This is a genomic window from Curtobacterium sp. 9128 (assembly GCF_007673775.1).
In the GTDB taxonomy this organism is placed as follows: Bacteria; Actinomycetota; Actinomycetes; order Actinomycetales; family Microbacteriaceae; genus Curtobacterium.
Map to the genome: position 1 here is coordinate 124,978 of NZ_VEAF01000001.1, position 14,646 is coordinate 139,623.

Below are 14,646 nucleotides of genomic sequence, written 5' to 3' on the forward strand. Positions count from 1 at the left end.
CGTCAGTCGAGGACGACGCCGTAGTCGGTGGCCACGCCGCGCAGCCCGGTGGCGTACCCCTGGCCGACGGCGCGGAACTTCCACTCACCGTCGTACCGGTAGATCTCCGAGAAGATCATCCCGGTCTCCGAGGCGGCGTCCTCGGTGAGGTCGTAGCGGACGACCTCGTTGCCGGTCTCGTCGTTGACGACGCGGCAGAACGCGCCGCGGACCTGGCCGAAGTTCTGGCGGCGGGCATCGGCCTGGTCGATCGTCACGACGATGACGACACGCTCGACGTCCGCAGCGAGGGCGTCGAGGTCGATGAGGATCTGCTCGTCGTCGCCGTCACCGTCGCCGGTGCGGTTGTCGCCCTGGTGCACGACGGCGCCGTCCACCGACCGGAGCTGGTTGTAGAAGATGAAGTCGTCGTTCGAGCGGACCCGACCGTTCGCGGCGACCAGGAGGGCCGAGGCGTCGAGGTCGAACTGCTCGCCGGCGGTCGTGCGCGGGTCCCAGCCGAGGCCGATCATCGCGCGACGGAGCGCCGGGTCCGTCTTCGTGAGGGAGAGGTTCGTGCCCTTGGAGAGCGAGAGCGAGGCCATGTGCTGCCTTCCGGTCAGAGCGCGGCGGTGGCCGGTGCGACGAGGTCGGCGACGGTCCGTCCGTTGGCACGCTCGCCGATCGCGCTGAACGCCCAGCCGCTGCCGGCACGCGACACCTTCGCCATCACCATCGCGGTGTGGGTGCCGGACTCGGTGAGTTCGTACCGCACGACCTCCGGCGATCCGGGCGTCGAGTCGTCGATCACCCGGCAGAAGGCGTTCTGGACGCTGTCGAAGGTCTGCTGGCTGTAGCTGCTGATCACGAACACGATCTGCGTGACCGCGGCGTGCACGGCCCGCAGGTCGATCCGGATGGTCTCGTCGTCGCCCTCGCCGGCACCGGTGAGGTTGTCGCCGGTGTGCTGTGCGGAGCCGTCCTTGCTGCGCAGCTGGTTGAACCAGACGTAGTCGACCGCCCGGCCCTCGGCGTCGAAGAAGATCGCCGAGGCGTCGAGGTCGACGTCGGCCTGCTTCCGGCTGCCGAACAGGCCCCGCTTCGCCGCGACGGCGTCCCATCCGAGCCCGAGGCGGACCTGCGTCAGGTCGCTGCCGTCGTTCTTCTTCAGCGAGAGCGACTGACCCTTCTGGAGGCTGAGACCCATTGCGTGCCCTTTCGTCGTGTCCGGTGGTGTGCTGTGCGGGTCCGGTCAGTTCCGGACGAGCGCGGGTGCCTCGGCGGTGGTCCCCGAGGCCTTGCGGCGGTTGCGGACCACCGAGGAGATGAACGCGGCGAGGATGAAGACCACGCCGATGAGGCCGGTGACGACCTCGTCCACCTCGGTGGTGATGGTGACGAGCAGGATGACCGCGAGTGCACCGATCGCCCAGTGCGCCCCGTGGTCGAGGTACTCGAACTCGTCGAGTGTGCCCTGTCGAACCAGGAAGACGGTGAGTGACCGCACGAACATCGCCCCGATCAGGCCGAGGCCGAGCGCGATGAGGATGGGGTCGGCGGTGATCGCGAACGCACCGATGACGCCGTCGAACGAGAACGACGCGTCGATGACCTCGAGGTAGAGGAAGAGCAGGAAGGCCGCACGACCGGCGACGTGACCGACCCGGCGCTTCTTCGCGATGCGGTCCGCCTCGGCCACCATGCCGTCGGCGCTCGTCAGCGAGTCGCCCTCGTCCTCGGGGTCGTCGACGTCGAAGAGCCCGCCGAGGCCGGTGACCAGGAAGTAGGTCACGAGGCCGGCGATGCCGGAGATGAGCACGATCGCCTGGTGGTCGCCGGAGGTCACGCCGAACACCGCCAGCAGGGCGAGCGCCACGATGACGTTGACCATGGGGAGCTTCCCGACGAACTGCAGCGGGCGTTCGACCCAGCGCAGCCAGGTGATCTCGCGCTCCTCGAACATGAAGTCGAGGAAGATCATGAGCAGGAACATGCCGCCGAACGCCGCGATCTGCGGGTGCGCTTCGTGCAGGAGGTACGCGTAGGTCCCCGGGTCCTCGATGGAGCCCTTCTCGAGCGCCAGCTGGACCGCCTCGACCGGGTTGAGCTGCGCCGTCACCGACACGATCAGCAGCGGGAAGAGCACGCGCATGCCGAACACGGCGATGACGATGCCGACGGTCAGGAACATCTTCTGCCAGAACGGGTTCATCCGCTCGAGGATGCGGGCGTTCACCACGGCGTTGTCGAAGCTGAGGCTGATCTCGAGGATGCCGAGGATCAGCGTGAGCACCACGGCGCTCCAACCCCCGTAGACGAGTGCGACCGCGAGGGCGAGGACGGTGATCACGAGGGACCAGCCGAAGGTCTTCAGGAACAAGAGAGGTGGTCTCCAGGGTGTGGCGTTGCGGATGCTGTGGGTCGTCTCATCGAACGCCCCCGCTGCATGCTACATGCTCGAGGAAGCCATCCGGTGGGGCCAGCTGCCGTCCGCGGTGAAGGACGGGTCGCGCTTGGCACGCATGTACTGCTGGAACGACGTTGCCTGGTCGGCGCACCAGGTCACCTGCTTGCGGTGGAGCTCCTCGGCGGACACGGCGAGGTCCTCCGGGTACCGCGCGGCGATGGCCTGCGCCACCCGTCCTGCGGCGATCGCGTCGGCACCGGCGTCGTGCGCGTCGGAGAGCGTGACCCCGTACAACTCGGCGGCGGCCTCGAGCGTGCGCTTGCCCTTGCGGTAGGTGTCGAGCGCCTTGTCGATGACGAGGGGGTCGACGACGTTGCCGATGACGGGGGAGGCGATCCCGTGGCGCTTCGCTTCGCGGTCGAGCAGGGTGAGGTCGTACGGGGCGTTGTAGATCACGAGCGGGATGCCCCTGGCGAACACGGCCTCGATCGCGGCGACGATCTCGGCGACGACCTCACCGGCCGGGCGGCCCTCGGCCCGGGCACGTTCGGTGCTGATGCCGTGCACGGCCGATGCCTGCTCGGGGATCTCCACGCCGGGGTCGGCGAGCCAGGAGCCCTCGACGATGCTGCGCCCGGTCATGTCGATGAGGCCGACGTGCGCCGTGACGATCCGTGCCGTCTCGACGTCGATGCCGGTCGTCTCCAGGTCGAACACCCCGAGGGCGTGCCACCAGGGGCGCGTCGAGAGGTCCTGGGTGGGGGCGTCGACCTCGTCGACCTCGGCTGCGGAGTACGTCACGCGACGAGGCTAACCGGCGGGACCGACACGCCCCGTCACGCGCCCGGCGCGGCTCCGACGTGCAGCCAGGTGAACGACTGCCGAGCCGGCCGGGTCACGCGCCCGACGCGGCTCCGACGTGCAGCCAGGTGAACGACTGCCGACCCGGCTGGGTCACGCGCCCGGCGCGGCCCCGACGTGCAGCCAGGTGAACGACTGCCGAGCCGGCCGGGTCAGGCGCCCGGCGCGGCTCCGACGTGCAGCCAGTAGAACGACTGCGTCCCCAGCGTGAGCGTCACGTTCCCCTCGTCGTCGAACGACGGGAACGAGCTCCCACCGAACAGGTCGTACAGCGGTCGTCCCGCGTACTCCGGCGCCGACACCGTGACCGTCGTGGCGTTCACCGCGAACGAGAACACGCAGAGCACGTCCTCCGCCGACGCACCGAACTGCGTGCCGGTGCCCTCCCACGACCGGACGAAGGCCAGGACGCTGTCGTTGTCGGTCTGCTGGACCGCGAGGGACCCCATCCCGAACACGGGGTGCGCCTTCCGCACGTGGATGACGTTCCGCACCCAGTGCAGCAGTGAGCGGGACTGGGCGAGCTGTGCCTCGACGTTGACCTGCGCGTAGTTGTAGACGAGCGACTGGACCACGGGCAGGTAGAGCTTGCCCGGGTCGGCGGTCGAGAACCCGGCGTTCCGGTCCGGCGTCCACTGCATCGGCGTGCGCGAGGAGTCCCGGTCCGGCAGCCAGATGTTGTCGCCCATCCCGATCTCGTCGCCGTAGTAGAGGAACGGCGACCCGGGGAGCGAGAACAGCAGTGCGTGGATGAGCTCGAGCTCCGCGCGGGAGTTGTCGAGCAGGGGCGCGAGACGACGGCGGATGCCGATGTTCGACCGCATCCGCGGGTCGTAGCCGTACCAGCCGTACATGGCCTGCCGGTATTCCTCGCTCACCATCTCGAGCGTCAGCTCGTCGTGGTTCCGGAGGAAGACACCCCACGCGGCCGAGGCGGGCACGTCGAGCGTCTCGGACAGGATCGCCTTGAGCTCGGAGGCGTGCTGCGCGCGGAGCGAGTAGAAGATGCGCGGCATCACCGGGAAGTCGAACGCCATGTGGCACTCGGGCTCCTCGTCGGTGCCGAAGAAGGCCGCGGTCTCCCGGGGCCACTGGTTCGCCTCGGCGAGCAGGACACGGCCGGGGTACTCGTCGTCGACCATCGCGCGGAGCTTCTTGATGAACTCGTGGGTCTCCGGCTCGCCCTCGCCGTTGCCGTCCTCGGACTGGAACAGGTAGGGGATCGCGTCGAGCCGCAGCCCGTCGACGCCCATGTCGAGCCAGTGCCGGACGACGTCGTACACGGCCTCGACGACCGCGGGGTTCTCGTAGTTGAGGTCGGGCTGGTGCGAGAAGAACCGGTGGAAGAAGAACTGCCGACGGACCGGGTCGAACGTCCAGTTCGACTCCTCGGTGTCGACGAAGATGATCCGGATGTTCGAGTAGTGCTCGTCGGTGTCGCGCCAGACGTAGAAGTCCCCGTACGGGCCGTCCGGGTCCTCGCGGGACTGCTGGAACCACTCGTGCTGGTCCGAGGTGTGGTTCAGCACCATGTCGATGACGATGCGCATGTTCCGCTCGTGCGACTTCGTGACGAGCTCGCGGAAGTCGTCGAGGGTGCCGAACTCGGGCAGGATCGCCTTGTAGTCGGCGATGTCGTACCCGCCGTCGCGCATCGGCGACTTGAAGAACGGCGGCAGCCAGAGCGCGTCGACACCGAGCCACTGCAGGTAGTCGAGCTTGCCGATCACCCCCTGCAGGTCCCCGATGCCGTCGCCGTTCGAGTCCACGAACGAGCGGATCATGCACTCGTAGAAGACCGAGCGTTTGTGCCACTGCGGGTCGAGCGTGAGTCCTGGCAGCTGGATCGGGGCTGTGAAGGTCACCGTGCTCCTCGTCGTCGTCGACGGGCGTGACCGCCCGCCCCGGACACGATAGGCCGCCGTGCCCGAGCATGTTCCCCGGTGCGCCGGATCGCGTTCCCTAGACTGGCGCGGATGCGATCGCCCGTGCTCTCCCCGTACCAGTCACTGATGGCCTCCACGCCCGTCGTGCACCGCGCCGTCGAGGTCGACGGCCGCACGACCCACTACTGGGAGTACGGGCCAGCCGACGCCACCCAGACCGTCCTCGCGGTGCACGGCTTCCGCGGCGACCACCACGGCCTGGAGTCCATCGCGGCGCACCTGGTCGGCGTCCGGGTCGTCGTGCCGGACCTGCCCGGGTTCGGCATCTCCGACCCCCTCGCCGTCTCGGACGTCGACGGGTACGTCGCCTGGCTGCGCGGGTTCCACGCCGCGCTCGGCCTCGACCGCACGGCCGTGGTCCTCGGGCACTCCTTCGGCTCGATCGTGGTCGCCGCCGCCGTCGCCGCCGGTCTCGACACCCGGCTGCTCGTCCTGGTCAACCCGATCGCCGCGCCGGCCCTGCAGGGTCCGCGTGCCGTCGGGACCGGCATCGCGATCGCGTACTACCGCGCCGGCGCCGCCCTGCCGCGGCCGCTCGGCCTCGGCATCCTCCGCAACCGGGGGATCGTGCGCGCCATGAGCGTCGCGATGCTCAAGTCGAGGGACCCGGCGATGCGCCGCTGGGTGCACGACCAGCACGACCGGTACTTCTCGGCGTTCGCGAACCGCACGAGCGTGCTCGAGGCGTTCCGGACGTCCGTCACGCACGACGTGTCCGAGTACGCCGACGCGATCCGCGTTCCGGTGCTCATGATCGCGGCGGAGCGGGACGACATCACCGCCGTCCCGGAGCAGCGCGCGCTCGCGGCGCGGCTGGCGGACGCCGAGCTCGTCGTCGTCCCGGACGTCGGGCACCTGGTGCACTACGAGACGCCGGCCGCCGCGGCCAGCGCGACCCTGCGCCGGATGGCCGACCCCCTGCCCAAGCCGGCGCGCGCCGCCAAGCCGGGCCGGGCCTCCAGGCCGAGCCGAGGCGAGGAGCGCACGTCGTGAGCCGTCTGCGCATCGGGATCGACTGCCGCTACGTGCGGATCGGGCGGCACGACGGGATCAGCCGGTTCACCGCCGGTGTGGTCGCCCACCTGCCCGACCGGCACGACTACACGCTGCTCGTCTCCGACGAGCGGCAGCTCGCGTCGCTGCCCGAGGGCCTGCCGTGGGTGCGCATCCCGGCGCCCACGGACGCCGGCGAGCCGTTCGTCGCCCGACACGTGAACCGCCTCGGCCTCGACGCGGTCTTCTCGCCCATGCAGACGATGGGATCCCGGGGGCGGCGGTACGCCCTCGTGCTCACGCTGCACGACCTCATCTACTACCGGAACCGGACGCCCCCGCGGGAGTTCTCCTGGCCGATCCGGCTGGGCTGGCGGGCCTTCCACCTGTCCTGGGCGCCGCAGCGGCTGCTGCTGAACGGCGCGGACGGCGTGGTGACGGTCTCGGAGACGACGGCCGGCCTCATCGCCGCGCACCACCTGACGAAGCGTCCCGTCACGGTCGCCCACAACGCGGCCGACCCGGCGCCGCGGCGCGCGAGCGACGGCGAGCGGACGAAGACCCTGGTCTACATGGGCTCGTTCATGCCGTACAAGAACGTCGAGACGCTCGTCGCGGCACTGCCGCTGCTCGGTGCGGACTGGACGCTGCACTGCATGTCGTCGGTCTCGGCCGCGGACCGTGCGCGGCTGTCCGGACTCGCCGGCGAGGGCGCGGTGGTGTTCCACGACGGTGCCTCGGACGCGGAGTACCTGGACACCCTCCGGTCGGCCACCGCCCTCGTGACGGCGTCGTACGACGAGGGCTTCGGCATCCCGCTCGTCGAGGCGATGGGCGTCGGCACCCCGGTCGCGGTCAGCGACATCCCGATCTTCCGGGAGATCGGCGGGGACGCCGCGGAGTACTTCGACCCGGCGTCGCCGTCAGCGGTCGCGGCGGCCGTCCGCCGACTGGAGGCGCGGTGGGACGCCGCCTCGGAGGCGTCGGTCGTGCGCGCGGCCCGGTTCCGGTGGGTGGACTCGGCTGAGCAGGTCGTCCGCGCGGTCGAGCGGGCCGTGGAGGCGCGGCGCGGCTGAGCGGGGCGGTCACTGCCCGGCGGCGGTCACCTCGACACGGGCCTCGGGGAAGACCCGGTGCACGGCGTCCGTGACCTGCGCCTGCACGGCGGCGACGTCGACACCGGTCGGCGCGGTCTCGACGTGCACGGCCTGCCCGGCGGGGGAGTCGTCGCGGGCCTCGCCCGTGTCCGTCCAACCGCAGCGCACCGACTGCACGCCGGCGACCTGCCGGAGCGTCTGCGCGAGCTCGAGCCGCTGGTCGGTGCGCTCCCGCGAGGGTGAGACGCCGACCGCGACGTCGCCGAGGTCCGCCACCGCCCAGACGTGCACGCCGTTGCCGCTCGCGTGGGCGGCGCTGTCGCTCAGTCCGTCGACGAGTGTCCTCCGCTGGTCCGGCGGGAGGTCGGCGGCTGCCGTGACCGTCGCGGTGACGTCGTAGCTCGCGAACGACGTCTTCGTCGGCTCCCCGGCGACGGCCCTGGTGACACCCGGGAGCGCCGACGCCGCCGACGTGAACTGCTCGGCACTCGCGTCGGGACGGGGGAACACGCCCCCGAGACCGGTCTGCACGCTGCCGACGATCATCGACAACACGAAGACGATGACCGCCGCGACCACCACGACGCCAGCGAGGAGCAGCGTCCACGAACGGACGCGTTGCGGGGTGGTGCGGACCGGGACGCTCGACGTGTCCGGCCCGAACGCTCGGTCGATGTCGTCGTCGCTGTCGTCGTCGGACCAGTCGCGGTGCCGGCCCGTCGGTGTCGGTCCGTCGGTCGTCATGTCGTCCCCTCACCCGCGGGCTCGCGCCGACGGGTGCTCCGGATGCTAGTCCGAGGCCCGGGGCCGAGGAGGCACCGGGAGACAACGATCCGACAACGTCCTGCCCGGGCTCGCACGGTGCTCGTCTAGCCTGGCGGCGTGTTCGTCACCCTGCTCGTCGTGTTCCTGGCCATCGTCGCGCTCGGTCTCGTGGTCGGGGTCCGCGCCGCTCGCCGCACGCGGGCGCTCCGCGGCCTCGAGGACCCCCTCGCGCCGCGCGCCGGCGTCGATGCCGACCAGGAGATCCGCACCGCGAACGCGAAGGCAGCACGTCCGGACGGCGCGACCGGGTTCACCGGCGGTCCCGGCGCCTGAGCCGCTCGCACGGTGCCGCTCGGGTGATGGGCGCGTTCCGTCGCGTTGCGGGGCGGGCGGCGTCGTGAGGCTGCGGGCGCTGTCGCTGCGGGGCGGGCGAGTCGCTGCGGAACGACATGATTGTCGTCGTACGACGTCGACCGTGTCGCATCGAGTCGAGACTCCGCGCGCGGGACGGCCGGCGTCGCTGCGGAACGACATGGCCGTCGTCGTACGACGTCGACCGTGTCGCATCGGGTCGAGACTCCGCGCGGGGAGGGCGGCGTCGCGCGGTGCAGGCCGCGCTGCGGGGCGCGCGGCGTCGCTGCGGAACAACATGGTGGTCGTCGTACGACGTCGACCGTGTCGCATCGGGTCGAGTCCGACCCGTCAGGACACCTCAGCCGCGCCGCTCGAGCGGGTTCTGGTACTCGAACGCGTACTTGCCCGGCGCGTCGGACACGTCCTCGATGGGGTCGTCGAAGCGCACGAGCTCGGCGTGGAAGCGCTCCGGGTCCCACCGGAACGAGTGGATCGACCCGTTCCGGATCGCGGTGCGCTCCCGGTCGGCCGTCGACGGCACGGCTGCCTCGACGACGCTCCGGATCACCGCGCCGTGCGTGGCGACGACGATCACCCCGCCGTCGTAGCGCACCGCGACCTCGCCGAGGGTCTCCGTCACCCGGGCGAGCAGCGCGGCGCGGGACTCGCGGCCGGGGATGTCGTCGTGCGGGTAGCGCTCGAGGACCTCGTCGTCGGTCAGCCCCTCCGCCTCGCCGTAGGAGCGCTCCGCGAGCCCCGCGTACGTCGACGGCTCCGGCAGGCCGAGCCGTGCGGCGATGATCGCCCCGGTCTCGGCGGCGCGGGACAGCGGCGACGCGACGACGGCGTCGAACGACCGCCGAGCGAGGAGCTCCGCGGACGCCGCGGCCTGGGCGCGCCCGGTGTCGTTCAGCGGGATGTCCGTCGAGCCCTGGATGCGGCGCTGCTTGTTCCAGTCGGTCTCGCCGTGGCGGACGAGGTACAGGGTGGTCGTCACGTCTCGATCATGACAGACGCCCGCGCACACCTCGGACCGGCCACCACCGCGTGACGTCGGCGCGGGCAGGAGCGGGTCAGACCGTGCCCAGCCGTGCCGCGAGTGCGACGAGGGTCTCCGTGGTGCCGCCGTCGAGCTTGACCGCGGCCCGTCGGTCGCTCCGCGTCGCCCCGCGGTTGACGATCACGACCGGGTGCTTCCGCCGGGCCGCGTGGTCGACGAGCCGGACGCCGGAGTTCACCGTGAGCGAGGACCCGACGACGAGCAGCGCGTCGGCATCGGCGACGATCGAGACCGACTCGGAGAACTTCTCGGTGGGGACGAACTCGCCGAAGAACACCACGTCGGGCTTCAGCACGCCGCCGCACACCGTGCAGTCCGGCACGACGAAGCGTTCGACGTCCGTGATCTCGACGTCCCCGTCGGGTTGGAGTCGCACGGTGCCGGGCTCGTCGATCCAGGGGTTCAGGTCGTCGAGGACGGCGGCGAGGTCGGCACGGGCGAACACCTGGCCACACGTGAGGCACACCGCGCGGTCCATCGAGCCGTGGATCTCGACCACGCGGCGCGAGCCGGCGCGGAGGTGCAGGCCGTCCACGTTCTGGGTGATCACGCCGGACACGACGCCGGCGCGTTCGAGGGCGGCGAGCGCCTGGTGTCCGGCGTTCGGCCGGGCGGCGGCGAAGGTCCGCCAGCCGAGGTGCGACCCCGCCCAGTAGCGCTGCCGCTTGGCCGGGTCGGCGCGGAACTCCTGGAAGGTCATCGGCTTCCGGATGACACGGCCGCCGCCGCGGTAGTCCGGGATGCCGGAGTCGGTGCTCAGCCCAGCGCCGGACAGCACGGCCACGCGCTTGCCGGCGAGCAGTTCCACGACCCGGTCGACGTCCGTCGTTGCACCGCCGTCGGCGGCCGCGACCCCGCCGTCGGCCGCGCCTGGTGTCCCGGTCGGTTCGCTCGTCGCCATCACGTTCACGGTACCCTCAACAGCCGACCGTCCCCGCTCCTTCCCCGGTGCCGCGAGCCCCACTCCGCCGCGTCCCGGTCGGAAGCCGCCCCACCCGGAACGAGAACCGTTGCTCCCCGTCCACATCGACTCCATCGACGACCCCCGCCTCGACGACTTCGCGCGCCTCACCGACGTCGCCCTCCGCCGGGTGTCCGAGCCGGAGGGCGGGCTGTACATCGCGGAGTCGAACACCGTGATCGAGCGGGCCGTCCGCGCCGGGCACGTCCCGCGGAGCATCCTCGTGCAGGAGAAGTGGCTCGACAGCGTCCTGCCGCTCGTGGCCGACCACGACGGCCCCGTGTTCGTCGGCCCGGACGACCTGCTCGAGGACCTCACCGGCTTCCGGATGCACCGCGGCGCCATCGCGGCCATGCAGCGCCCGGAGCTGCCGCGCGTCGAGGACGTCGTGCGCGATGCGAAGCTCGTCGTCGTGCTCGAGGACGTCGTCGACCACACGAACGTCGGTGCGGTCTTCCGGAGCGTCGCCGGCCTCGGTGCCGATGCCGTCCTGGTCAGTCCGCGCTGCGCCGACCCGCTGTACCGACGCAGCGTCCGCGTCAGCATGGGCACGGTCCTGCAGGTCCCGTGGACCCGGATCGGCGAGTGGCCGGCGGCCGGTGAGGAGCTGCGGGCGCAGGGCTTCCACCTCGCCGCGATGGCGCTCACCGACCGCTCGGTCGACCTGGACGCCTTCGCCGCGGACGTGCCCGACCGGGTCGCGCTCGTGATGGGCACCGAGGGGCAGGGCCTCACCCCGGCCGCGATCGCCGCCGCCGACACGACGGTCCGGATCCCGATGCACCACGGCGTCGACTCGCTGAACGTCGCGGCGGCGAGCGCCGTCGGTCTGTGGGCCGTCGCCGCTGCGCAGCGCGCGCGGTCGTAGCCGGTCGGTCTCGAGTCCTCCACAGCCTGGAGGCTCGACCCGGTTCGTCCACACCCCGGCGGTTCCGCAGATGGCCGGTACCCGGCCCCGGTACCCTCGGTGCTCGTGTCACGTGTCGTCCGTCGCCCCCGCTCCGCCATCAGGAGGCCGGTGACGATCTCCGTCGTCGCGGTGCTCGTCCTCGCGGTGGGCTACCTCGTCGCCGCCGCCGTCGTGCCGTTCTCCCCGGCGAGCGCCACGACCACCTCGTACGCCGCACCCACGGCGACGCTCCCGGACCTGAGCTTCCCGACGTACGGTGCCACCGCGGTGGAGGCGCCGGGCTTCCCGGAGAGCCTCCGCACGAGCGGTGACACGAAGCCGCGGTCGATCGCGAGCATCTCGAAGGTCGTCACGGCGCTCGTGGTGCTCGACGCGAAGCCCCTGTCGCAGGGACAGGCAGGCCCGCAGATCACGTTCACGCCGGAGATGCAGGGGCTGTACGCCAAGTACCTCGCGGTGAACGGTGAGGTCGCGCCGATGCCGCCGGGGCTGCAGCTCTCCGAGTACCAGACCCTGCAGGTCATGCTCATGAAGTCCGCGAACAACTACGCGGGGTCGCTGGCGATCTGGGCGTTCGGATCGCTGGACGCCTACCAGAAGGCTGCGTCGGCGTGGCTGAAGGCGCACGGACTCGACGAGACGTCCATCCACGAGCCGACGGGCCTCGACCCGGCGAACACCTCGACGGCGACGGACCTGGTCGACCTCGGACAGCTCGCGCTCGCGAACCCGGTGGTGAAGGAGGTCGTCGGCACGAAGACGACGACCGTGCCGAACGTCGGCGACATCGTCAACTCGAACAAGCTGCTCGGCATCGACGGCGTCGAGGGGATCAAGACCGGCACCCTCGACGAGGCCGGCGCGTGCCTGCTCTTCGCCGCGACCTACCAGCGCGGTGGGGAGCCGGTCACGGTGATCGGCGCGATGCTCGGTGGGACGGACCACACGGCGCTCGACGCCGACGTCCAGCGGCTGCTGCACTCCGTCGCGGACAACTTCCACGTCGTGACCCTGGCGCACGCCGGGCAGACCTTCGGCACGTACTCGACGCCGTGGAAGGACGAGACCGACGCGGTGACGAGGTCCGCGTCCGAGGTCCTGGTGTGGGGGAAGACGACGGTGCGGGCGACGACGAAGCTCGACCCGGTCACGCTCGGGACGAAGGGTGAGCGGGTCGGCCGGGTCCGCTTCACGATCACGGACCACGACCCGGTGACGATGCCGCTCGTCCTCGAGCAGGCCATCCCGGACCCGGGGATCTGGTGGCGCTGGACGAACCCGTTCGAGGGCTCCTAGGCGTTCTCGCTTCCGGAGACCGGCCCCAGCTCCGGGCGCTTCGGGGTGATGCCGTCCCCGGACGAGGTGTGCCGGATCCGGCGGACCACCCACGGCACGAGGTACTCCCTGGCCCAGCCGAGGTCCTCGGCACGGGCCTCACGCCAGGGGCGGGCGACGAGGGGCTCCGGCGTGAACGCCTCGAGCTCGTGCGGCACCCCGAGGGTGTCGAGCACGGCGGCGGCGATGGTGGCGTGCCCGGTCGGGGAGTGGTGCAGCCGGTCGGGTGCCCACATCCGCGGGTCCCGGAGCACGCGGAGGGCCCACATGTCGGCCACCAGCGCACCGTGCTTCAGCGCGATCGCATGTACGTGCTCGTTGTAGATGGCCGCCTTGCCGCGCACGAGGCCGAGGACCGGGGTCATCCCGACGTCCGGGCCGGTGAACACGACGACCGTCGCGCCGTCGCGGGTGAGGTCGGCGACCGCGCGGTCGAAGCGGGATGCGAGCTCGTCCGGGTCGGAGCCCGGTCGGATGATGTCGTTGCCGCCGGCGGAGACCGTGATCAGGTCGGGGCCGAGTGCGAGCGCTGGCTCGACCTGCTCGTCGACGATGCCCTGGAGCAGCCGACCGCGGATCGCGAGGTTCGCGTAGGCGAAGTCGTCGGTCCGGGTGGCCAGGACCTCCGCGACACGGTCCGCCCAGCCACGGTGGCCGCCGGGCGCGGTGGGGTCGGGGTCGCCCAGTCCCTCGGTGAACGAGTCACCGATCGCGACGTACCTGGACCACGCCGGACGCGTCGGCGTCCCCTCGAACTCTGTCACCCCTGAACCGTAGTCTCGTCCCATGAGCACGGCACAGGCCACGACCGAGCACCTCTGGTCGGTCCCGGAAGACCTCCTGGACGCGATGGCGGAGCGGGCGCCCGGGTACGACGCCGAGAACCGCTTCTGCACCGAGGACCTCGACGAGCTGCGTGCGGCCGGATACCTGCGCATCGGTGTCCCGGTCGCCGACGGGGGATCCGGACTCGGGCTGCGCGCGACCGCTGCCGTGCAGCGGACGATCGCCCGGGTGGCGCCGGCGACGGCGCTCGGGCTCGGCATGCACCAGGTCTGGGTGCAGGCGGCCCGCAGCGTGTCCGCGCGGGGCGGGTCGTTCCTCCAGTCCGTCACCCACCACGCGGCCGCGGACCACCTGCTGGCCTTCGGGGTCAGCGAACCGGGCAACGACCGGGTGCTGTTCGACTCGCTGACCGACGCGGTGCCGGACGGGGCGGGCGGCTACCGGTTCACCGGGACGAAGGTGTCGACGTCGCTGGCGCCGGCGTGGGACGTGCTGAGCGTCTTCGGCAAGGACACGACGGGGGCCGAGCCGCGGTTGGTCCACGGGTTCGCCCTGCGCTCGGACGGCGGCGTGCGGCACCTCGACGACTGGGACACGCTCGGCATGCGCGCGACGCAGAGCCGGACGACCGTGCTCGAGGGACTGCACGTGCCGGCGGACCGCATCGTGCGGACGCTGCCCGTCGGTCCGACCGCGGACCCGCTCGTGTTCGGGGTGTTCGCGGCGTTCGAGCTCCTCGTCGCCGCGGTGTACGTCGGGATCGCGGAGCGGGCGCTCGCCCTCGCGGTCGAGCACGTCCGCGCGCGCCGCGGCATGGACGCGTCCGCACGTGCCGAGGACCCCGACGTCCGTCGGGCGGTCGCCGACATGCGCGGCGCCGTCGACGCGGTGGCGCTGCAGGTGGACGCCCTCGCCCGCGACGTGGACGAGCTCGTGGACCACGGGTCCAGGTGGTTCCCGCTGCTCGTCGGGACGAAGGCGCGCACGGTCGACGCCGCGCAGCACGTGGTGGACGAGGCCACCCGCATCGTCGGCGGGAGCGCCTTCCGGGCGTCGAGCGAGCTCGCACGCTTGACCAGGGACGTCCGGGCCGGCCAGTACCACCCCTCGTCGCGGGACTCGGCAGCGCGGACGATCGCGGCGGACGTGCTCGGCCCGGTCCCAGCCGGCAACTAGTTCCACTGCGGTACTG

General features: G+C 71.7%; 15 protein-coding genes. 6 read left to right on the forward strand and 9 right to left on the reverse strand.

Features of this window, described 5'->3' with window-relative positions; translation table 11 throughout:
• Positions 1-2: 2 nt before the first annotated feature.
• From FS641_RS00545 to treS, 5 genes are all read right to left on the reverse strand, one after another.
• Entirely contained in the window at positions 3-584 is a 582-nt protein-coding gene (locus tag FS641_RS00545; RefSeq protein WP_144758377.1) for a TerD family protein, read from the reverse strand.
• Positions 585-598: 14 nt separating this feature from the next.
• A complete protein-coding gene (locus tag FS641_RS00550) occupies positions 599-1,186 on the reverse strand; it encodes a TerD family protein (RefSeq protein ID WP_144758379.1) in 588 nt (195 codons plus the stop codon).
• Positions 1,187-1,231: 45 nt separating this feature from the next.
• Positions 1,232-2,359, reverse strand: a complete 1,128-nt coding sequence (locus FS641_RS00555) for a DUF475 domain-containing protein (protein WP_144758381.1) — start codon at positions 2,357-2,359, stop codon at positions 1,232-1,234.
• A 69-nt stretch (positions 2,360-2,428) separates the two neighbouring features.
• Positions 2,429-3,187 (reverse strand): 3'-5' exonuclease, encoded by a 759-nt coding sequence (locus FS641_RS00560; protein WP_144758383.1) that lies wholly within the window; start codon positions 3,185-3,187, stop codon positions 2,429-2,431.
• A 212-nt stretch (positions 3,188-3,399) separates the two neighbouring features.
• Positions 3,400-5,112 carry a maltose alpha-D-glucosyltransferase gene (gene treS / locus FS641_RS00565; RefSeq protein WP_144758385.1) on the reverse strand — a complete coding sequence of 571 codons (1,713 nt, stop codon included), beginning with the start codon at positions 5,110-5,112 and terminating at the stop codon, positions 3,400-3,402.
• A 111-nt stretch (positions 5,113-5,223) separates the two neighbouring features.
• Here treS and FS641_RS00570 point away from each other — a divergent pair, with 111 nt between their 5' ends.
• The gene (locus tag FS641_RS00570) at positions 5,224-6,186 is read left to right on the forward strand and encodes an alpha/beta fold hydrolase (RefSeq protein ID WP_144758387.1); all 963 of its coding nucleotides are present in this window, start codon (positions 5,224-5,226) and stop codon (positions 6,184-6,186) included.
• A 5-nt stretch (positions 6,187-6,191) separates the two neighbouring features.
• Complete coding sequence (locus FS641_RS00575; RefSeq protein ID WP_144759770.1) at positions 6,192-7,262, forward strand: glycosyltransferase family 1 protein; 1,071 nt, start codon at positions 6,192-6,194, stop codon at positions 7,260-7,262.
• 9 nt (positions 7,263-7,271) lie between these two features.
• On the opposite strand, the gene FS641_RS00580 is transcribed toward FS641_RS00575, so the two are convergent.
• Positions 7,272-8,027 (reverse strand): hypothetical protein, encoded by a 756-nt coding sequence (locus tag FS641_RS00580; RefSeq protein WP_144758389.1) that lies wholly within the window; start codon positions 8,025-8,027, stop codon positions 7,272-7,274.
• Between the two features lie 138 nt (positions 8,028-8,165).
• On the opposite strand from FS641_RS00580, the gene FS641_RS00585 reads away from it, so the two are divergent.
• On the forward strand, positions 8,166-8,381 hold the full coding sequence (locus tag FS641_RS00585; protein WP_144758392.1) for a hypothetical protein: 216 nt from the start codon (positions 8,166-8,168) through the stop codon (positions 8,379-8,381).
• 379 nt (positions 8,382-8,760) lie between these two features.
• On the opposite strand, the gene FS641_RS00590 is transcribed toward FS641_RS00585, so the two are convergent.
• Together FS641_RS00590 and FS641_RS00595 are read right to left on the reverse strand one after the other, a co-directional pair.
• Positions 8,761-9,399: a histidine phosphatase family protein gene (locus tag FS641_RS00590; RefSeq protein WP_144758394.1), complete on the reverse strand. Its 639-nt coding sequence runs from the start codon at positions 9,397-9,399 to the stop codon at positions 8,761-8,763.
• A gap of 76 nt (positions 9,400-9,475) precedes the next feature.
• Positions 9,476-10,363: a Sir2 family NAD-dependent protein deacetylase gene (locus tag FS641_RS00595; protein WP_144758397.1), complete on the reverse strand. Its 888-nt coding sequence runs from the start codon at positions 10,361-10,363 to the stop codon at positions 9,476-9,478.
• A 109-nt stretch (positions 10,364-10,472) separates the two neighbouring features.
• Here FS641_RS00595 and FS641_RS00600 point away from each other — a divergent pair, with 109 nt between their 5' ends.
• A complete protein-coding gene (locus FS641_RS00600) occupies positions 10,473-11,291 on the forward strand; it encodes an RNA methyltransferase (protein ID WP_144758400.1) in 819 nt (272 codons plus the stop codon).
• A gap of 150 nt (positions 11,292-11,441) precedes the next feature.
• A complete protein-coding gene (locus FS641_RS00605; RefSeq protein ID WP_186317510.1) occupies positions 11,442-12,629 on the forward strand; it encodes a D-alanyl-D-alanine carboxypeptidase family protein in 1,188 nt (395 codons plus the stop codon).
• On the opposite strand, the gene FS641_RS00610 is transcribed toward FS641_RS00605, so the two are convergent.
• Complete coding sequence (locus FS641_RS00610; protein WP_144759773.1) at positions 12,626-13,456, reverse strand: SGNH/GDSL hydrolase family protein; 831 nt, start codon at positions 13,454-13,456, stop codon at positions 12,626-12,628. The two genes, FS641_RS00605 and FS641_RS00610, sit on opposite strands and share 4 nt — an antisense overlap.
• On the opposite strand from FS641_RS00610, the gene FS641_RS00615 reads away from it, so the two are divergent.
• Entirely contained in the window at positions 13,455-14,630 is a 1,176-nt protein-coding gene (locus FS641_RS00615) for an acyl-CoA dehydrogenase family protein (protein WP_144758407.1), read from the forward strand. The genes FS641_RS00610 and FS641_RS00615 overlap by 2 nt on opposite strands.
• Positions 14,631-14,646 lie beyond the last annotated feature (16 nt).